Genomic DNA, 20,560 nt, shown 5'->3' with positions numbered 1-20,560 from the left:
GTCCGGGACAAGCGATCAGCCGCGCGCCCGCAACGCCATCAAGACGCGTTCCGGCGTCGCGGGCAGGTCCAGCGCCTCCACCCCGATCGCGTCCTTCAGCGCATTTGCCACGCTGATCGCCAGCAGCAGCGGCGGCTCCCCCACCGCCTTGGAGCGGAAGATGGTCTCGGACCGCGCCGGCGCGCCCTCCAGCAGCCGCACATTGAAGATGGGCGGCACGTCGCGGGAGCCGGGGATCTTGTAGGTGGAAGGGCCCACCGTCCGCAGCCGGCCTTGCGAATCCCACCACAACTCCTCGCAGGTCAGCCAGCCCTGGCCCTGCACGAAGGCGCCCTCGATCTGGCCGCGATCCACCGCCGGGTTCAGGCTGCGGCCGCAATCCTGCACGATGTCGGTCCGCAGGCAGCGATGCTCGCCGGTCAGCGTGTCCACGATCACCTCGGAGACCGCAGCGCCGTAGGAGAAGTAGAAGAACGGATTGCCGCGCATGGTGGCGCGGTCCCAGTGGATGTCCGGCGTGCGGTAGAAGCCGGTGGAGGACAGCGAAACCCGCTCCAGGAAGCAGAGTTTTGCCAGTTCGCCGAAATCGAGAAACAGGTTGGCGCCGATGCTGCCGGCCCAAACCTTGTTGTCGGCGAAGACCACCTGTTCGGCCGTAATGCCGAAGCGCACAGCCGCAACTTCCGCCATACGGCCGCGAATGGTCTCCGCCGCGTTGTGCGCCGCCCAGCCATTCAGGTCGCTGCCGGTGCTGGCGGCGGTGGGGGCGGTGTTCGGCACCTCCGCCGTGCTGGTCGCGGTGATGGCGATGCGGTCGAGATCGACGCCGAACACATCGCAGACCACCTGCGCCACCTTCACGAAAAGCCCCTGCCCCATCTCCGTCCCGCCATGGTTCAGCCGGATTGAGCCATCCGCATAGACATGCACCAGCGCGCCGGCCTGGTTCATGTGCATCACGCCGAAGGAAATGCCGAAGGCCAGCACCATCGAACCCAGGCCACGCCGTAGCGTCGGATGGGTGGCGTTGAAGGCGGCAATCTCCCCGCGCCGCCGGTCCCATTCGCTGTCGCGTCGAGCCTCCGCCCAGACGCGGGCAATCAGGTCGCCCTCCACCTTCTGGCCATAGGGCGTCTCATCGCCCTTGCCCGGTGCGCCGAGGAAATTGCGGGCGCGCACCTCCTCCGGCGGCAGGCCGCAGGCGGCGGCGATGCGGTGCACCACATCCTCCATCAGCAGCGCGCCCTGCGGCCCGCCGAAGCCGCGGAAGGCGGTGTGGGAGACGGTATTCGTCTTCACCGCACAGCCGGTGATCGCCACATCCGCCACGTCGCAGCAATTCAGCGCATGGGTGATGGCGCGGAACACCACGCCGCCGGACATGTCCATGGACCATCCACCATCCGCCGCCAGCAGCGCCTGCAGCCCCAGCACGCGCCCCTGGTCATCGAACCCCGCGGTCCAGCGATACAGGAAGGGGTGGCGCTTGCCGGTGGCGATCATATCCGCCCGCCGCGACAGCCGCAGTTTCACGGGCCGCCCGGTGTGGCGCGCGGCCAGAGCGGCGGCGGCGGCCACCCAGCTCGCATTGCTCTCCTTGCCACCAAAGCCGCCGCCCATGCGCCGGCAGGTGACGGTCACGCCATTGCTGGCGCCGCCGAGCACACGGGCCACCACATGCTGCGCCTCGGACGGATGCTGTGTGGAGCACAACACGGCGATCTCGCCATCCTCGCCTGGCGTGGCAATGGCGATCTGGCCTTCGAGGTAGAAATGCTCCTGCCCGCCGGCACGAAACTCCGCCTCCATCCGGCGCGGCGCGGCGGCGATGGCGCGGGCCGCGTCGCCACGCGCCATGGTCTGCGGCGGCACCACATGCTGGTCCAGTTCCAGCGCGCGCTCGATGCTCAGCACCGGCTCCAGCTTCGTGATCTCGGCCAGCACCGCGGCGGCGGCGCGCAGGGCCTCGTCGCGCGTGGTGGCGACGACGAGGGCCAGCGGCTGGCCGGCAAATTCCACCAGGGCATCGGCGAACAACGGCTCCCCCGAACCGACCGCGGCGATGTCGTTGGCGCCCGGAATGTCGCGCGGGCCGAGCACCGCCACCACGCCCGGCATCGCGCGCGCGGCATCGGTGTGCAGCGCGACCAGCGTGCCATGCGCGACCTCCGACAGCACCAGCGCGGCATGCAGCGTGCCCGCGGCCTCCGCCGCATCATCGGCGAAGCGGGCCTCGCCGGTGGTGTGCTTCAGCGCGCTGTCGTGCCGCAGCGCGGCGCCCATGCCCTTCATGCTGTGTAGCTCGCCACATCGAGCGCGGCGCCGGGCTGCGACACCCGGTAATGCAGCCGCCGCAGCAACCCCTGCGCCACCATCAGCCGGTAGGCCGCCGTACCGCGCCAGTCGGATAGTGGTGCGATATCTTCCGCCAGCGCCTCGGCCGCCGCCGCCAGCGCGCCCGCATCCAGCAGCCGTCCGTGCAGCGCCGCTTCCGCGCGTGGCGCGCGGGCCGCCATCGGGCCGACGCCGCCGAAGGCGAGCCAGGCTTCCGCTACCACCGCCCCCTGCATCCGCAGCCGGAAGGCGGCGCCCACCGTTGCGATATCCTGGTCGTGCCGCTTGCTGACTTTCTCACAGACGAAAATGTCGGACGGCGCCGGGCGCGGCAGGGTGACGGAGATCACCACCTCATCCGCCGCCAGGTCGTTCCGCCGGTAGCCCTTCAGGAACGCCGCCACCGGCAGCACCCGCTGGCCGCGCAGCGAGGCCAGCGTCACCGTCGCACCCAATGCCAGCAGCGGCGGCAGCGCATCGCCTATCGGGGATGCCGTCCCGAGATTGCCCCCGAGCGTGCCGAGGCCCCGGATCTGGCGCGAGCCCAGCCGTGCGAGCAACCCGGCGAAGGGCGCAAATCCCGGCTCCTGCCGAAACAGCGCCAGCAGCCGAGTGTAGGACACGGCCGCACCGGCCTCGATGGCATCGGGCGTCGCCCGCAAGCTGTGCAATTCCGGCACGCCGAGCAGGCAGATGACCTCCGCTGGCCGCTCCCGATGGTCTGACACGCGCAGGCCGAGATCGGTGCCGCCAGCCAGCAGCCAGGCCGCCGGGTGTGCCGCGCGCAGCGCCAGCAGCGCCTCCCGCGTCACCGGCCGATGGAACACCTGGCCCGGCGCCTCGAAGCACGCAGCCTCCGGCGCCGGCAAGGCCGGGGCGGCGGCCGCATCGTCGGCAAGTGCCGAAAAGACATCGAGGATCGGGCGGTAGCCGGTGCAGCGGCACAAATTGCCGGCCAGCGCCTCATGCACCTCCCCACCCTCCCGCGCATGCGCCCAGGCGGTCATGACGATCCCCGGCGTGCAGAAGCCGCATTGTGTGCCGTCGCTTTCCGCCGTGGCGCGCTGGATCGGGTGCGGCCCGCCATCCGGCCCGCGCAGCCCCTCCACCGTGCGGATTGCCTGGCCATGCAGCTGGCCAAGCAGGGTCAGGCAGGCATTGACCGGCGTGCGCGCGCCATCTGCCCCTTCGAGCACCACGGTGCAGGCGCCGCAGTCGCCCTCCGCGCAGCCTTCCTTGGTGCCGGGCAGCGCCGCCGGCCCGCGCAGCCAGTCCAGCAGCGTTGTGGTGGGGGAGGTGCCGGGCGGCAGGCTCACCTGCCGCCCGTTCAGTTGGAAACCCATGGCCGTGGCGATCATGGCACGATCCTAGGCAAGAACCGGGCCCCTCTTCTACCCGCCGTCGGGCGGTGCCTCCCCCAGCAGCCGGGCGGCGACGGTCACCAGCCCACGCAGCGGCACGGGCAGCCAGTCCGGGCGATTGGCCAATTCGTAGCTCACCTCGTAGGCAGCCTTCTCCACCAGGAACAGATCGAGCGCCGCGGCAGCGCCCGGCGGCACCCGCCCCGCCTCCGCCGCCCACGCCGCGTTGTAGGCGGCGAGGAAGGCTGCCTCCGCCGCCACACGCCAGCGCGCAATCAGCATGGTGCGGCGCGGCGTCGGCGCTGCGGTGGCGGTGGCGGAGTCCTCCGTCGCGGCGGCCACCGCGGCGGCGTAGTCCATGCTGTGGAGCAGACCCGCCACATCGCGCAGCGGGCTGAACTTGGCCCGCTTGGCCTCAAGCGTCCGCGCCCGCTTTCCTTCGAAATCCAGGATCACCGCATCGCCGGGCGCAACCAGCACCTGGCCGAGGTGGAAATCGCCATGGATGCGCGTGGCGGCCAGATGTGCCGGGTCCGGCTTGTTGGCACGCAGCGCGGCCAGCAGCGCATCCCGTCGCCGTAGCAGCCATTCCGCCAGCGCCGCCGATTCCCCAGCCAGCCCCGGCTGAGCGATGTTCTCGAAGGCGCGGACCAGCATGGTCTCGGTCTGCCCGACCCATTCATCGATCATCGCGGCGTCGGCGGGCTCTGCGGCGAAATCCGGGTCCGGCGATGGCTGGGCGAGAACCAGATGCAGTTGCGCCAGGCGCCTGCCAATCGCCTCCGCCAGGGGCAGGTAGCCGGCCAGCGGATCCTCCGGCTCGGCCTCGGTCAGCGCGGCGTCGTCCACGCTGCGGGCCAGCCAATCCAGCGTCCAGCCCCAGGCATCGCCCTGGTTGTCGCTGAAGGCCTTGAGCCCCATCAGCGTGTGCGGCACGCCGTCCGCATCCACGCGCACCACCTCCCCCAGCAGCGCCGGTGTTCCCGGGTAGCCGGCAGTGGTGAGGTGGCGGGCCATCTCGCCATCCGGATGGCGGCCGGACAGCACGCGGCGGAACAGCTTGAGGACCACCGCTTCCCCGATGATGACCGTGGTGTTGGCTTGCGCGACGCCCAGGCGCCGCACATCCGGCGCATCGGGCAGCGCCATGTCGCGCAGCGCGGCGGTTGCCGTGAAGTGCAGCCTTCCCTGCGGCGTATCCAGGGTGGCGCCCTTGCGGCAGGCCGCCAGCACGGCGCGGACGAACCCATCCACCGCCATGCCATCCGTCAGTAGCCCTACGCGCGCCCCCTGGCGCAGCCGCGCCATGGCGAGCTGGCCGGCCGCCAGGCCTTCCTCCTCCACCGGCACGCGGGCCAGCGGCAGCGACCAGCGCGTGCCGTCCGGCGTCTCGATCTCGGCCAGGATCATCAGCGGGTCGGTGTGGAGCGGAACGGCATAGGCGAAGCGCGGATGCGCGGCGGAATCGTGGTCTTCCAGATCGAACCAGCGGCGGCGGCGCAGCCATTCGGGCAGCACCTCCCGCTCCAGCACACGACGTGCCTCATCCAGCAGCGCTTGCGCGCTACCGGCCCGCATGTCGGCCGGTGCCACCAGGGTGCGAAGCTCCGGCAGCGGCTTCGGCGCCGGGCTGTGCCAGGGCGGAAGCTGCGCGCCCTCGGCCAGCAGGAACCACATGAAGGCATAGGGCGGCAGGGTCATCGGATAGGCGCCGGACCCAACCGGCGGGAAGGGTGTGCCGCCCAGCATTTCCACCGGCACACGCCCCTGCAGGCCGGACAGATCCAGCTCCACCGCCTGCGCGGCGCGGGACAGGTTGAACACGCACAGCACCACATCGCCTTCATGCTCGCGCAGATAGGCCAGCACCTTGCGATTGCCCGGAAACAGCAGCCGCATCGTGCCGCGCCCGAAGGCCCGGCTGCGACGGCGCGCCGCCAGCATGCGGCGCGTCCAGTTCAGCAGGCTGTGGGCGTCTCGCGCCTGAGCTTCCACGTTGAGGCTCTGGTAGCCATAAATCGGGTCCTGGATGACCGGCAGCACCAACGCCGCGGGATCGGCGCGGGAGAAGCCGCCATTTCGGTCCGGCGACCACTGCATGGGCGTGCGCACGCCGTCCCGGTCGTGCAGGGCGACGTTGTCCCCCATGCCGATCTCGTCGCCGTAGTAGATCACGGGCGAACCGGGCATCGAAAGCAGCAGCCCGTTCATCAGCTCGATCCGCCGACGGTCATTCTCCATCAGCGGCGACAGGCGCCGGCGGATGCCGAGGTTGATGCGGGTGCGGCGATCCGCGGCATAGACCGACCACAGCGCGTCGCGCTCCGAATCCGTCACCATGGCGAGCGTCAGCTCATCATGGTTCCGCAGGAACACGGCCCATTGGCAGCCCTCCGGAATCTTCGGCGTCTGGCGCAGTATGTCGGTGATCGGGAAGCGGTCTTCCTGGGCAACCGACATGTACATCCGCGGCATCAGCGGGAAGTGGAAGCACATGTGGCATTCGTCGCCGTCGCCGAAATATTCCTGCACATCCTCAGGCCACTGGTTGGCCTCCGCCAGCAGCATGCGGTCCGCATAGCGTTCGTCCAGCGCGGCGCGCATGCGCTTCAGGATGGCGTGGGTCTCGGGCAGGCCCTCGTTGCTGGTCCCGTCGCGTTCCACCAGGTAGGGCACGGCGTCCAGCCGCAGGCCATCCACCCCCATGTCCAGCCAAAAGCGCATGACGCGCAGCACGGCCTCAAGCACGCGGGGGTTGTCGAAGTTCAGATCCGGCTGGTGGCTGTAGAAGCGGTGCCAGTAGTGGGATTTGGCCACCGGGTCCCAGGTCCAGTTCGACTTCTCGGTATCCAAGAAGATGATGGGGGTCCCGTCGTAACGGTTCGGGTCATCCGACCAGACGTAGAAGTCGCGTTGCCAGGACCCGGGCGGGGCGTGGCGGGCGCGCTGGAACCAGGGATGTGCGTCGCTGGTGTGGTTGACCACCAGCTCCGTGATCACCTTCAGCCCGCGATTGTGGGCTTCCCGCACCAGGCGCCGGAAATCCGCCAGCTTGCCGTAATCGGCATGCACATCGGTGTATTCCGCGATGTCGTAGCCATCGTCGCGGCGCGGGGATGGGTAGAAGGGCAACAGCCAGACCGCATCCGCGCCGAGGCCGGCCACATGGTCCAGCCGCGCGATCAGTCCGGCAAAATCGCCGATGCCGTCCTCATTGCCATCCATGAAGGATTTCGGATGGAGCTGGTAGATGACGGAATCCCGCCACCACTGGGCACCCCGCTTCGCCGGCTGCCGTACCGCCGGCTCCATCGGCAGGCCAGTGACATGACCACCTTCGGCGTGATCCCCCGTGGCCTGAGCTTTCGCGCCGCTGCGTCCGTCTGCCATGCTGGCCCCTTGGTCCTGCGAGGGAAACGCAAGGCAAGCCGCGCTGTTCCGCCCCTGGCGTCGATCCGGCCCGGCGCCCCCGCTGAACATCCGTCGGGCCGCATTTGGCCGCCATACCCCCCTGCGCTTGGGCAGGTCCGCCTGCTGTGTGCGCCGATGCGTGCGCTACGGGCAAGCCGGGAGCGCCGAAATCCGACGACAGGATGCACCAGGGATGTCAGCCGGCCGGATGTTTTGTCGCGCCTTGTCGCCGGAAATAGACAAGCGAACAGCGCATGCCGGCCCGGCCGCTTTTCTCCCATACGTCTCAGGAATGAGGAAAGCCGATGAAGACGTAGCCAACCTGTCGGATCGTGATGATGCAGCGCTCGCCCATGTCGGGGGCCAGTTTCTGGCGCAGATGCAGCACCGCATTGTCCACCGCCCGGTCGCCCGGCCGCCAGGCGCGGCGGAACACCTGCTGGGTCAGCGCCTCCCGCGTCTGCACCTCGCCGGGCATGGCGGCCAGGGCGGCGAGCAGGTCGAACTCCGCCCCCGTCAGCTCCAGCAGGCTGCCATCCGGCCGCATCAGCCGGCGCTCCACCGCCTGCAGCCGCCAGCGATCCCGCCGCGGCGGCGTCGCGGCAGCCAGCTTGCCGGGGCGGCGGATGCGGGCGCGCAGCCGGGCCACCAATTCGCGGCCAGAAACAGGCTTCACCAGGAAATCATCGGCGCCGAGTTCCAGTCCCAGCACGCGGTCCGTCTCCTCCCGGTTGCCGGTGACGATCAGGATGGGCGCATCGGTCCGTGCCCGCAGTTCCGGCAGATGCGGCAGGGTGTCCACCGGTCCCAGGCGCTGGTCCAGGATGATGGCGTCCAGCCGCTGCGTCTCGACGATGGCGAGCGCGGCGGCGAAGGAATTGGCCACCACGGTCCGCAGGCCGTAGCGCGCGAGATAGGCCGCCATCTCATCGGTCAGCTCACGCTCATCATCCGCCAGCAGCACCAGCGGCAACGGCGCCTGGCCCGGCAGGCTGGCCTCCTCGTCCCGCGCATCCCGCTCAGGCGCAGCCCCCGGGCGGGCGGCAATCGTCGGCGACGTCATGCTTTGTCTCCCGGATCGGGGCCTGTCTTCGCAAATGGAGACGTTCCCCGACACCCCGGTGTAGCTGAGGACGCGCGGCGACGTCGAGCGTCCGTCTCAGCAATAGAGAGATTTCTTACCACTAAACGCGACAACACGGCGACGCGTTAACCTTCCATTCATTCCTCCGCCTTCACGGGGCGGTCCGGTCCACCGGCCTCCGTCCCACCTGCAAGACGGAGCCGCGACCCATGAACATGCCGATCGGCCTTGGCAGCGCCCACACCCACCCGGCCAAGGGGCACCGCCTCGACCGCCGCCACCAGAGCTTCGCCGACCCGGCCAGCCGCTTCGGCGTGCTGGTGGTGGATGACGAGACCGCGGTGCTGGAGGAACTGGCCGCCATGCTCGGCAGGCGCGGCCTGAACGTGCTGGCCGCGGGTTCCGCCGAGGCGGCGCTCAACGTCCTGCGCGGCCGGCGGGACATCGCCACCCTGGTCAGCGACATCCGCATGCCGGTGATGGACGGCCTGGCGCTCGCCGAGGCGGCGCTGCGCGGCAGGGCGGAGGCGGAGGCGCTGGAGGTCGTGCTGATCACCGGCTACGCCTCCGCCGCCCAGGGCATCGCCGCGTCCCGGCTCGGCGCCTTCGGGGTGCTGCAGAAGCCGATGCGTGGCGCCGATCTCGCGCAGATGGTGCAGGATGCGCTGGCCCGCGCCACGCTGCGCCGCGGCGCTGCGGTGGCTTCGGGCGCCGCTTCCGGCGTGGCTTCGGTCGCAACCGCCGGCGCGGCGCCGGCTGCGTCCTGGCCCCCCGTCCGCCCGACCGGCGCGCTGTTCACCCCGGTCGCCTGGCGCCCCACCGCGCTGGGTGGCCTGCCGCAGATCGCCGCGACCGGGGCCGCAGCCACCGGCCATGCGCGCAGCCCCGCCCGGACACCGCCCGCGGAGCCACCGCTGGATCCCGCCCGCGCGGCGGAGCCGCCGCTGAATCCAACCCGGGCGGCGGAGGCCCTGCTGCAAACCCTGGCGCAGCGCCTGGATGCGGCCGGCAATGGCCTGGAGACCATCGCCCGGGATCTGCGCGGCCCGCTCGGGGACCTGCTGCGCGCCGCGCCGCGGATCGAAGCCGTGGCCGGGGAGCCGCGCCGGCTGCTCGCCCTGCTGGATGATCTGATGGACATCGCGGCGCTGGAGGCCGGCACCGCCACGCCGCAGCCGGCACCGATCTCCGCCCATGGGTTGCTCGGCGCCGTGGCGGTCCGGCTGTCGGCCCTCGGGCTGCGTTGCGGCCGGCGCATCATCCTCCAGCCGGATGCCGACCCCGCCTTCCAGCTCGATACCACCCGCCTGGTGCGCGCAATGGCGCTCCTTGCCTGGACGATCGTCGGCGCGCGGCCAAGCGCCGGGGCGGCGGATCTGTCGATCGATGCCGGTGCGGGCCAGGCCCGGCTCGACCTGGTGATCCGCCCGGCCGATCCCGGGCAGCCCGCCACCGATGCCGGCCGGATGCCGATACCGCAATCACCGGCGGAGTGCCGCCTGCCGGTCGCCATCGCCCGGCGCCTCGTGGCGCTGCAGGGCGGGCGGCTGGATGTCTGGACCCTGCCCGAGGGCGGGCTGCGTGCCCGGCTGCTGATCCGCAGCAGCTGAGCCCCGCCCGCCCGTCACGCCACCTCGCCTCATGCACGCCACCCGGCCTGGTTCCGCACGGAACCCGGACCGGCCAGCCGCAGCCTTGACTGGAGACCAACCGATGCTCGCCGAATCGCAGATGCTGCAGGACGCCGCCGAAACCCATGACGCGCGGCTGAAGCTGACGCCGCTGGCCCGCCGCACCCTGCTGGCCGCCGCCACCGCCGCGCTGGTGCTGACCCCCGCCTGCGGCGAATCCTGGGCGCCCAACCCGGTGATCACCACGCGGGACGACCCGGCCGCCCAGTGGCGCGCCTTCCGCGATCGCTTCATGACACCGGAAGGCCGCGTGGTGGACAACGGCAATGGCGGCATCTCCCACAGCGAGGGCCAGGGCTACGCCATGCTGTTCGCCGAGGCCTTCGAGGACCGGCCAGCCTTCGAGCGCGCTTATCACTGGGCCCGCACCCATCTGCGCCGTGCCGACGGCCTGTATGCCTGGCGCTACCGGCCGCAGGCGCCGAACCCGGTGGAGGATGCCAACAACGCCACCGATGGCGACCTCTACATCGCCTGGGCGCTGCTGCGCGCCGCCGATCGCTGGCTTGAGCCGGCCTGGCGCCGGGATGGGCAGCGCATGGCGCAGACCATCCTGCAGAAGCTGGTGCTGGAGGTGGACGGCCGCACCGTGCTGCTGCCCGGCGCCTTCGGCTTCGTGCACGCCGACCGCGTGGTGGTGAACCCGTCCTACTACGCCTTCCCGGCCCTGGCCGCGCTGGGCCGCGCGGTGCCGGACCGGGCCTGGGGCCGGCTGATGGATGACGGGCTGCAGATGATGCGCGGCATGCGCTACGGCCGGTGGAGCCTGCCGGCGGATTGGGTGGAGCTGGGCCGCGGCCGCGCCGCCGGTGCCATGCAGCCGGCGCAGGGTTGGCCGGCGCGCTTTTCCTTCGACGCGGTGCGGGTGCCCCTGCATCTGGCCTGGGCCGGGCTGACAACGGAGCCATGTCTGCGCGCCGCGACCCAGTTCTGGAACGACCCGTGGATGGCCAACCGCCCGGCCTGGGCGGACCTCCGCAACGGCCAGCTCGCCCCCTATGCCGCGCCGTCGGGGATCGAGGCGGTGGCCGATGTCACCACCGCGAGCGGCCTGAACCGCGCCATCACCCGGCCGCTGCCCGGCGTGGACAGCGCGCGGGACTACTACTCCGCCGCGCTGTCCCTGCTGTCCCGCCTGGCATTGCGGGAGAATCCGCGGATGGTGCTCACGGCCCACGCCAACGGCGCGGCGTGAAGGCGCGGCGTGAGGATCAGTAGATGTCCGGCTCCGGCGTCGCGGCCCCCGCCTCCAGGAAGCGCAGGTCGCAGCCCTCATCCGCCTGGGTCACCTGGTCCAGGTACATGGAGGTCCAGCCGCGCGCGTAGCGGCGGGTGGGCGCCACCCAGGCGGCCTGGCGGCGCGCCATCTCGGCTTCGTCCACCAGCAGGTCCAGCCTGCGGTTCGGCACGTCGAGGCGGATCAGATCCCCATCCTGCACCAGGGCGAGCGGCCCGCCGACATGGCTTTCGGGCGCCACATGCAGCACGCAGGTGCCGTAGCTGGTGCCGGACATGCGGGCATCGGACAGCCGCACCATGTCCCGCACCCCCTGCTTCAGCAGTTTCTGGGGGATCGGCATCATGCCCCATTCCGGCATGCCGGGGCCGCCCTGCGGGCCACCCGACTTCATCACCAGCACGCTGTCCGCCGTGACATCGAGGTCCGGGTCGTCCAGCCGCTTCTTCAAATCGGCATAGTTCTCGAAGACCACCGCCGGGCCGGTATGGCTCAGCAGCCGCGGATCGGCCGCGCTGGTCTTGATGACCGCGCCGCGCGGCGCGAGCGAGCCCTTCAGCACCGCCAGGCCACCTTCGGCCTGCAAGGGGCGATCCAGCGGGCGGATGATGTCCTCGTTGAACACATCGGCATCGGCGATGTCCTCCCCCAGCGTGGCGCCGGAGACGGTCTTGGCCGAAAGGTCCAGATGCGGGCTGAGGCGGTTCAGGAAGGCGCGCGACCCGCCGGCAAAGAAGAAATCCGCCATGAGGTACGTGTCGCCATTCGGCCGCAGATTGGCGATCAGCGGCACGCGGCGGCTGATCGCGTCGAAGCGCTCGAGGTCCAGCTCCAGCCCGGCGCGGCGGGCCATGGCGATGATGTGGATGATGGCGTTGGTGGACCCGCCGAAGGCCATGGTGGCGGCCACCGCATTGTCGATGCTGCCCTGGCTGAGCAGTTTGGCCGGCGTCTCGTCGCCCCAGACCATGTCGACGATCCGCTTGCCGGATTCGGTCGCCATGCGCGGATGCGCGCTATCGGCGGCGGGGATCGAACTGGCGCCCGGCAGGGTCAGGCCCATCGCCTCCACCGCCAGCATCATCGTCGCCGCGGTGCCGGCGGTCATGCAGGTGCCGAAGGACCGGGCCATGCCGCCCTCCATGTCCTTCCACTGCGCGGGCGTGATGTTCCCGGCGCGCAGTTCCGCGTGGTATTTCCAGGCATCGGAGCCGGAACCCAGCGTCTTGCCGCGCCAGCCGCCACTGTTCATCGGCCCGGCGGGGACGAAGATGAAGGGCAGCCCGGCGGAGAGCGCACCCATCACCAGACCGGGCGGCGTCTTGTCGCAGCCGCCCAGCAGCACCAACCCATCGCAGGGCTGGCTGCGGGCCAGCTCCTCCGTCTCCATCGCCAACATGTTCCGGTATAGCATGCTGCTGGGCTTCATGTACTGCTCGGTCACCGGATGCGCCGGCAACTCCACCGGGAAGCCGCCCGCCTGCCAGACGCCGCGCTTCACTTCCTCGGCCCGGGTGCGGAAGTGGAAGTGGCAGGGGCTGAGTTCGGACCAGGTGTTGATGATGCCGATCACCGGCTTGCCGCGGAAATCGGCTTCCGAAAAACCCATCTGCAACATGCGGGATCGGTGGCCAAAGGCGCGCAGATCATCCACGCCAAACCAGCGATGGCTCCGCAGATCCTCCGGCCGCTTGCGCGCCCCACCCTTTTCCCCAGCGGCCATGGCCGTTTCTTCCCCTGCGATCGCGATGGGCGGCAATTTGACACCCGCGCCGCGGCCCGAACAGCCCGGCGCCCAGTGAACGGGGTTCCAAACCGCAAGCGTACCGGCTTGACCTGGGCAGCCCCACCCCACAGTTTCGCGGCCCCGGCCTGCTGGAGAGATGATGGCCCTGTTGCTGCCGCGCCGCCCCTTGAAGGCGTTGTTCATCCACCAGAACTTCCCCGGCCAATATGCCCACCTCGCCCCTGCTCTGGCGCAGCGGCAGGGGGTGAAGGTCTGGGCGGTGGGGGAAAAGCCGGGCTACAGCGCGCCGGGCGTGCAATACGTGGCCTATGGCACGCCGAAGGGCGCCGGCCAGCAGACGCATCGCTATCTGCGCTCGCTCGAGGCCGCCACGCGCCGCGGGCAGCATCTGGCGAACAAGCTGGTGCAACTGCGTGAGCAGGGCCTGAGGCCGGATATCATCGTCTGCCACCCCGGCTGGGGGGAGGGCCTGTTCCTGAAGGACGTCTTCCCGCAGGCGCGCACGCTGTACTACTGGGAATTCTACTACAATTCGGTCGGCCAGGACCTTGGCTTCGACCCGGCGCAGCCGGTGGGCCTGGATGACGCCGCGCGCATCCGGGTGCTGAACGCGACGCAGCTCATCTCCCTGCAATCCGCCGACTGGGGCATCAGCCCGACCCGCTGGCAGTGGTCCCGCTACCCGGACTGGGCACGGCGGCGCATTTCCTGCCTGCATGAGGGGGTGGATACCGAACGCTGCGCGCCCAACCCGGCCGCAGTGTTCCGCACGCCCGAAGGCCGCGAATTCCGCCGCGGGGATGAGGTGATCTCCTACGTCGCACGCAACCTGGAACCCTATCGCGGCTTCCCCAGCTTCCTGCGCGCCCTGCCCCGGCTGCAACGCGAACGGCCCGGGCTGCAGACCGTGATCGTCGGCGGCAACGAAATCTCCTACGGCCGCAAGCCCGAAGGCGCGGAGAACTGGAAGGCGAAGCTGCTGGCCGAACTGGGCGAGCAGCTTGATCTCAGCCGCATCCACTTCACCGGCCGCGTCGCCCATGATGCGCTGCACGACCTGTTCCGCGTGACGCGGGCGCATGTCTACCTGACCTACCCCTTCGTCCTGTCCTGGTCGATGCTCGAGGCCATGGCCTGCGGCGCGCTGATCGTCGGCTCCGACACCCCGCCGGTGACGGAGGTGGTGCAGCATGGCCGCAACGGGCTGCTGGTGCCCTTCTTTGAGCCGGAGCGGCTGGCGCAGACGGTGCTGAAGGTACTGGCGGAGCCGGAGCACCATGCCGGCCTGGCCGCACAGGGCCGCGCCGACATCATCGCCCGCTACGATCTACGGACCCATTGCCTGCCGCGGCAGCTCGACATGGTGGAGAAGCTTGCAGCAGGCGGGGAGCCGGAGCAGGAGGCTGGTTGAGGGAAGTTTTCACCTCACCTCACGCGCGACCTTCCCGGCCGGGCGCGCTTGTATTAGGAGTAGGCTGTCTCTCGTTAAATGAATTACCGATGCAGACGTTCCATCTTTCTCGTTTTTGGAACAAACCTGTGATGGTGTTTCGAACCTGGGACAACCCCTGATACGCGCTGGCGCGAGGAGCTGGAGTGGAATGCCGGACGGAGCCGGACCGCACACTGCTGAAATCCGCCGATCGGGAAATGTCGAGGCGCGCAGCCTGGGCCTCGAGGGTCCGCTGCTGCTCTCCGTCCGCCGCTTCGCCGATTCCCGTGGCGCCTTCATCGAAACCTATTCCCGCCGCGACTTCGCCGCCATCGGCATCCCCGATGAGTTCGTGCAGGACAATCAATCCCTGTCCGTGGCCGTCGGCACGGTGCGCGGCCTCCATTTCCAGCTTCGCCCGCGCGCGCAGGGCAAGCTGGTGCGGGTGCTGCGCGGGCAGGTGCTGGATGTGGCAGTCGATCTGCGCGCCGCCTCGCCCAGCTTCGGCCGGCATGTGACGGTGGACCTCTCTGCCGAGAACCGGCTGATGCTCTGGGTGCCGCCCGGCTTCGCGCATGGCTTCGTGACTCGGGCGCCGGAGACGGAGATCGCCTACAAGGTCACCGCCCTCTATGCGCCGGATTGCGACCGTTCGCTGGCCTGGAACGACCCGGCCCTCGGCATCGACTGGGGCGTGGCGGCGGCGGATGCCACCCTGTCCGACAAGGACCATCGCGCCCCCCTGCTGGCCGATCTGGGGCCTGCCTTCTGATGCGCGTGCTGGTCGCGGGCCGGGAGGGCCAAGTGGCGCGCGCCCTGGTGGCACGCCTCGCGGGGCATGAGGTGGTGGCGCTGGAGCCGCCGGAGCTGGATCTGACGGATGATGCCTCGGTCGCCGCCGCCATGGCGGGGGCCCGGCCCGATCTGGTGGTCAATGCCGCCGCCTACACCGCCGTCGACCGCGCCGAGGACCAGGCGGCGCTGGCGTTTGCCGTGAATTGCGAAGGCGCCGCGCGGCTGGCCGCGGCCGCCGCGGCCGCCGGCGCGCCCTTCGTGCATTTCTCAACCGACTACGTCTTCGATGGGCTGAAGGGCGCGCCCTATCTCGAAACCGATGCGCCCTCGCCGCTCGGCGTCTATGGCCGCAGCAAGGAAGCCGGCGAACGGGCGGTGCTGGCCGCCAATCCGCGCTGCGTGGTGCTGCGAACCGCCTGGGTGTGCAGCCCGGATGGCGCCAATTTCGTGAAGACCATGCTGCGCCTGGCGGCGGAGCGGGACGAGTTGCGCGTGGTCGCCGACCAGCATGGCGCGCCGACCTTCGCTGCTGACCTGGCCGATGCGGTGGCCGTGATGGCGCCGCGCCTGCTGAACGCCAGGGCAGGCGAGGACGTCTACGGCCTGTTCCACCTGACGGGCGCGCCGCACACCACCTGGCATGGCTTCACCGCCGAGATCCTGGCGCAGGCGGCCCAACGCGGCCACCGGCAGCCGCGGCTGGCGGGCATCACCACGGCGGACTATCCCACCCGCGCGGCACGGCCGCCGGATGGGCGATTGGATTGCAGCAAGATCGGGCAGGTGCACGGCATCGCGCCCGCGGATTGGCGCCAGTCCCTGTCGCGGTGCCTGGATACGCTGGTCGGAAACACGCTGGCGAGACCGCCAAGGGAGAATTCGGTATGAAGGGCATCGTTCTGGCCGGCGGATCGGGCACCCGCCTGCATCCGGCCACCCTCGCCGTCTCGAAGCAGCTCTTGCCGGTCTTCGACAAGCCGATGGTCTACTACCCGCTCTCAGTGCTGATGCTGGCCGGCATCCGGGACATCATGATCATCTCCACCCCGCACGACCTGCCGCTGTTCAGGCGCCTGCTGGGCGATGGCGCGCGCTGGGGCCTGAAGTTGGAATACGCCGAGCAGGACAAGCCGCGCGGCATCGCACATGCCTTCGTCCTGGCGGAGGAATTCCTGGCCGGCGAACCCTGCGCCCTGGTGCTGGGCGACAATCTGTTCCACGGCCACGACCTGGAAGCGCGGCTGAACCAGGCGAAGGAGAATGCGGCGGCACAGGGCGCCACCGTCTTCGCCTATCGCGTCGCCGACCCGCAGCGCTACGGCGTGGTGGAGTTCGACGGCGAAAGCCACGCCGTGACCATCGAGGAAAAGCCCACCCTGCCGCGCTCCGACTGGGCGGTGACCGGGCTGTATTTCTACGATGGCCGCGCCGCCGCGCTGGCAGGCGCGCTGGCGCCCTCGCCACGCGGCGAGCTGGAGATCACCGATCTCAACCGCATCTATCTGGAGGAAGGCTCGCTGCGCGTGGTGCGCCTTGGCCGCGGCTATGCGTGGCTGGATACCGGCACGCATGACAGCCTGCTGGAGGCCGGCGAATTCGTCCGCGCCATTGAAAAGCGCACCGGGCAGAAGGTGGCAGCGCCGGAGGAAATCGCCTGGCGCATGGGCTTCATCGATGGCGACCAGCTGCGCGCCCTCGCCGCCCCGCTGCGCAACAGCGGCTATGGCACCTATCTCGAAACCCTGCTGACGCGCGACGAAGCGTGATGGCGGGAGACCGGTCGCCGGAGGATCGGCAGGCGGTCGCCGATAGCGGCGTCTTCGACGCTGTCTGGTATGTCGCGCACAATGCCGATGTGGCGCATGGCGGGGACGATCCGCTGGGCCATTTCCTCGACCGCGGCTGGCCGCAGGGCCGCGCGCCCTGCTTCTACCTCGAACCCATCTGGTACCTGGCGAACCATGCGGATGTGCGGGAGGCGGGCATCGACCCGGTGCTGCACTTCATCCGCCATGGCGATGCCGAGGGCCGCGCCCCCGGCCCGCATTTCGACACCGCCTGGTATCGCGCGCGCCACGGCCTGGCGCCGGACGTTGGCGCGCTGGCCCATTTCCTGCGGCACCGGGACCATGGCGCCTGCCCGATCCCGGAATTCGATGCGGAGTTCTACCTCTCGACCTATCGCGACGTGGCTCGCGCCGGCGCCGATCCCTACCAGCACTACACCATGATGGGCTGGCAGGAAGACCGCGAGCCCGGGCCCGATTTCGACACGCGCTACTATGTGCAGCGCCACATGGGCGGGCGAATTACCGAGCCACCGCTGCTGCACTGGCTGCGCCACCGGCATGAGCCCGGCGTGCACCCCCGCATGCCGCAGGAAACCCCCACCATCCCGCGCGAGGTGCGCCGCAACACCCGCCCCGCGGAGGAGTTCGAGGAGGTCCAGCCGCTGCCCGATGGGGCCCGCCCGCGCGCCAAGGTGCTGGCCTACTACCTGCCGCAGTTCCACGCGATTGCCGAGAACGACAAATGGTGGGGCCGCGGCTTTACCGAATGGACCAACCTGCCGCGCGCCCTGCCGCGTTTCGCCGGCCACTACCAGCCCCGCGTGCCACGTGACCTCGGCCCCTATGCGCTGACGGACATGGAGGTGATGCGCCGGCAGATCGAGATGGCCAGGCGCGGCGGCGTGCATGGCTGGATCTTCTACTGGTACAGCTTCAACGGGCATCGCCTGCTGGAAAAGCCGGTGGACGCCTTCCTCGCCGATCGCAGCCTCGACATGCCGTTTGCCCTGATGTGGGCGAATGAGAACTGGACCCGCCGCTGGGACGGTGCCGAGCACGACATCCTGATGGGTCAGGACTACCGCGCCGAGGATGAGCCGGAACTGGTCGCCACCCTCGCGCGCCACTTCGCCGACCCGCGCTACATCCGCGTCCAGGGCCGCCCGGTGCTGATGGTCTATCGCGCCGGCCTGATCCCGGAGCCGGAGGAAACCATCGCCGGCTGGCGCAAGCGATTCCGGGACTCGCATGGGGAGGACCCGGTCTTCGTCATGACCCAGTCCTTCGACGACATCGACCCGACCGAATTCGGCTTCGACGGCGCCATCGAATTCCCGCCGCACAAGCTGGCCCGGCACTGCACGCCGATCAGCGCGCATCTGGACTACCTGGACCCCGATTTCACCGGCACCGTCTTCGCCTATGAGGATGTGGTCCAGGCCTCGCTGGATGAGAAGACGCCCGACTACCCGCTGATCAAATGCGCCGTGCCAGGCTGGGACAACGACCCGCGCAAGCAGGGCCAGAACACCGTCATCATCCACGGATCGAAGCCCGCCACCTATCAGGCCTGGCTGTCGGAGCTGGTGGAACGCGCCACGCACACGCCCTTCTTCGGCGAGCCGCTGGTCTGCGTGAATGCCTGGAACGAATGGTGCGAGGGCGCCTATATCGAACCCGATCTGCATTATGGCGGCGCCTTCCTGAATGCCACGGCCCGCGCGGTGGTCGGCACGCCGGCGGCCGACGCCCCCGGCCTGCTGGTGGTGGCCGCCGATGCCGAGGAGAATGAGGCGGCGCGCCGGCTGATCGACTCCGCCGCCGCGCTGCGCCGCGCCACGGGCCTGCGGCTGGAGGTGCTGCTGCTGGCCGGCGGCGCGCTGGAGGAAGACTATCGCCGACTCGGCCCGCTGATCGTTGCCATCGGCACAGAACAGGCGGAGGCGGCGCTGACCGCCGCCGTCACCGAGGGGCTGCGCCACGCGCTGATGACCAGCGCCGCCGCCGCGCGCCTCGCGGAACGGGCGGAGGCGCGTGGCGTCGCCACCACCATCCTGATCCAGGAAATGCCGGGCGAACTGCGTGCGCGCGACCTGCTCACGGGCCTGCGCGGCGCGCTGCGCCATGCCCGGGCCGCGCTGCTGCCGGCGGCAGCGGTGCGCGATTCCCTGCTGGCCGAACTGCCCGCCCTGGCTGAGCTGCGGCTGCACGTGCTGGAGCCTGGCCTGCCCTTCCCCGCCAGCCTGGACCTCGCCGCCTGCCGGGCCGCACGGGCGGAAATGGGGTTGGGGGCCACGGACCGGTTGCTGGTCGGCGCCGGGCCGGGCGATTTGCGGCATGGCTTCGACCTGTTCCTGCAGTTGTTTCGTCGGCTGCGGGCGCAGATTCCGGGGCTGAACGCGATCTGGGTCGGTCCGCTGGACCCTTCCCTGCGCATCTGGCTCGGCCCCGAACTGGCCGCGGCGCGGCAGGATGGGCTGCGCGTGGTGGAGCACATGGCGGAGCCCGGTACGCTACTGGATGCGGCGGATCTGGTGGCGCTGACGGCACGCGAAGCGTCCTTCCCGCTGCTGGCGCAGCAGGCGCTGGTGGCGGGGCTGCCGGTGCTGGCTTTTGCGGATGCCGGCGGTGCGGCCGATCTCGCCGCGGATTTCGGCGGCGCCGCGGTGCCGCTGGGCGATGTGGAGGCGATGGCGGCCGCGGCGGCGAGGCTGCTCGCCGCGCCACTGGCCGATGCGGCCCGCGCGCTGCGTAGCGCCACGGCGCGCGGGCGCTTCGATTTCGGCCGCTATGCCACGGCGCTCCGTAGCGCCCTGCTGCCCGATCTGCCGGACCTCGCCGTGGTGGTGCCTGGGCAGGGCCGCGGCTTCATGCTGGCGAGCCGGCTGGACGCCGTATTCCGCCAGGACCTGCCGGTGCGGGAGGTGCTGCTGCTGGACCAGCCCGCCGACCCACGCGTGGCCGAAGGCGCAGCGCTGGCTGCGGCCCGCTGGCACCGGGACATACGCAGCGCGCCCGCCCCTGCGCAGGGGTGGGGTGCGATCGCCACCGCCGCGCTGGCGGCGACCCAGGCGGAATTCCTGTGGCTCTGCGACCCGGATCTGGCGCCCAGCGGCAGCTTTTTGCGCCGCACCGTCGCGGCCTTGCAGGCAGCACCTGAGGCGCCCTTCGCACGGGCCGCGGGCCGCATGGCCCCGGGCGCAACGGTATGGCGCCGCACCGCCCTGGAATCCGCCCGGCTGCGGTATCAGGGCGACCCGGTGGCGGCGCTGGCGAATCCGGCTGGGCTGGAGGTACCGGGCATCGCACTGCAGGACCTCGCGCCCGCCCCACGCCCGGCCGACAGCGCGAATCCCCGCCGCCGGAAGCTGGCCCGGAGCACCTTGGACGCCTCCTAGCCAGGGTCGTCCCTAATTACGGAAAACCTTACAATAAGCGGGACAACACCCCACCAAGCGGCCCGCTGTCTCATCACCAGTTCCTTGGCGCCCAGCGGTTGAACAGCGCGCAAGGCGGGATGGGTCTGCCGCGGGTGACGGTCAGCGCATGAGGCAGTTGCAAGACGATTGAGACTGTCTTAGTTTTTAGCAACTTGATACCGGTATGCCGAGTTTTCGTATATTCAGTTTGTATTCAGGTACTTAACCACCATCCGACGGAATCGATCCCGGAATGCTG

12 protein-coding genes are annotated in these 20,560 nt (G+C 70.3%); 7 read left to right on the top strand and 5 right to left on the bottom strand.

Annotation, left to right across the window (positions count from 1 at the left end; translation table 11 throughout):
- Nucleotides 1-15 precede the first annotated feature (15 nt).
- From xdhB to ACFHNC_RS05945, 4 genes are all read right to left on the bottom strand, one after another.
- Complete coding sequence (xdhB, locus tag ACFHNC_RS05960; protein ID WP_437168305.1) at nt 16-2,292, bottom strand: xanthine dehydrogenase molybdopterin binding subunit; 2,277 nt, start codon at nt 2,290-2,292, stop codon at nt 16-18.
- On the bottom strand, nt 2,289-3,692 hold the full coding sequence (locus ACFHNC_RS05955; protein WP_437168304.1) for an FAD binding domain-containing protein: 1,404 nt from the start codon (nt 3,690-3,692) through the stop codon (nt 2,289-2,291). Before ACFHNC_RS05955 ends, xdhB begins: the two co-directional genes overlap by 4 nt.
- A gap of 33 nt (nt 3,693-3,725) precedes the next feature.
- A complete protein-coding gene (gene treS / locus ACFHNC_RS05950) occupies nt 3,726-7,007 on the bottom strand; it encodes a maltose alpha-D-glucosyltransferase (RefSeq protein WP_437168468.1) in 3,282 nt (1,093 codons plus the stop codon).
- A gap of 385 nt (nt 7,008-7,392) precedes the next feature.
- Complete coding sequence (locus tag ACFHNC_RS05945) at nt 7,393-8,169, bottom strand: response regulator transcription factor (RefSeq protein ID WP_437168303.1); 777 nt, start codon at nt 8,167-8,169, stop codon at nt 7,393-7,395.
- A gap of 230 nt (nt 8,170-8,399) precedes the next feature.
- On the opposite strand from ACFHNC_RS05945, the gene ACFHNC_RS05940 reads away from it, so the two are divergent.
- Nucleotides 8,400-9,800 (top strand): response regulator, encoded by a 1,401-nt coding sequence (locus tag ACFHNC_RS05940; protein ID WP_437168302.1) that lies wholly within the window; start codon nt 8,400-8,402, stop codon nt 9,798-9,800.
- 103 nt (nt 9,801-9,903) lie between these two features.
- Nucleotides 9,904-11,076 carry a glycosyl hydrolase family 8 gene (locus ACFHNC_RS05935; protein ID WP_437168301.1) on the top strand — a complete coding sequence of 391 codons (1,173 nt, stop codon included), beginning with the start codon at nt 9,904-9,906 and terminating at the stop codon, nt 11,074-11,076.
- Between the two features lie 16 nt (nt 11,077-11,092).
- Here the strand turns inward: ACFHNC_RS05935 and araD are convergent, their stop codons facing one another.
- Nucleotides 11,093-12,841 (bottom strand): L-arabinonate dehydratase, encoded by a 1,749-nt coding sequence (gene araD, locus ACFHNC_RS05930; RefSeq protein ID WP_437168300.1) that lies wholly within the window; start codon nt 12,839-12,841, stop codon nt 11,093-11,095.
- 160 nt (nt 12,842-13,001) lie between these two features.
- On the opposite strand from araD, the gene ACFHNC_RS05925 reads away from it, so the two are divergent.
- The 5 genes from ACFHNC_RS05925 (at nt 13,002) to ACFHNC_RS05905 (ending at nt 20,280) form a co-directional block, all read left to right on the top strand.
- The gene (locus ACFHNC_RS05925) at nt 13,002-14,276 is read left to right on the top strand and encodes a glycosyltransferase family 4 protein (RefSeq protein ID WP_437168299.1); all 1,275 of its coding nucleotides are present in this window, start codon (nt 13,002-13,004) and stop codon (nt 14,274-14,276) included.
- 190 nt (nt 14,277-14,466) lie between these two features.
- Complete coding sequence (gene rfbC, locus ACFHNC_RS05920) at nt 14,467-15,069, top strand: dTDP-4-dehydrorhamnose 3,5-epimerase (protein ID WP_437168298.1); 603 nt, start codon at nt 14,467-14,469, stop codon at nt 15,067-15,069.
- A complete protein-coding gene (rfbD, locus tag ACFHNC_RS05915; protein WP_437168297.1) occupies nt 15,069-15,980 on the top strand; it encodes a dTDP-4-dehydrorhamnose reductase in 912 nt (303 codons plus the stop codon). The genes rfbC and rfbD overlap by 1 nt, the downstream gene beginning before the upstream one ends.
- Nucleotides 15,977-16,858 (top strand): glucose-1-phosphate thymidylyltransferase RfbA, encoded by an 882-nt coding sequence (rfbA, locus tag ACFHNC_RS05910; protein WP_437168296.1) that lies wholly within the window; start codon nt 15,977-15,979, stop codon nt 16,856-16,858. Before rfbD ends, rfbA begins: the two co-directional genes overlap by 4 nt.
- Complete coding sequence (locus ACFHNC_RS05905; protein WP_437168295.1) at nt 16,858-20,280, top strand: glycoside hydrolase family 99-like domain-containing protein; 3,423 nt, start codon at nt 16,858-16,860, stop codon at nt 20,278-20,280. The genes rfbA and ACFHNC_RS05905 overlap by 1 nt, the downstream gene beginning before the upstream one ends.
- Nucleotides 20,281-20,560: the final 280 nt, after the last annotated feature.

The sequence above is a fragment of the Falsiroseomonas sp. E2-1-a4 genome (genome assembly GCF_051433165.1).
Taxonomy (GTDB): Bacteria; Pseudomonadota; Alphaproteobacteria; order Acetobacterales; family Acetobacteraceae; genus Falsiroseomonas.
This window is presented reverse-complemented; position numbering and strand designations above follow the sequence as displayed.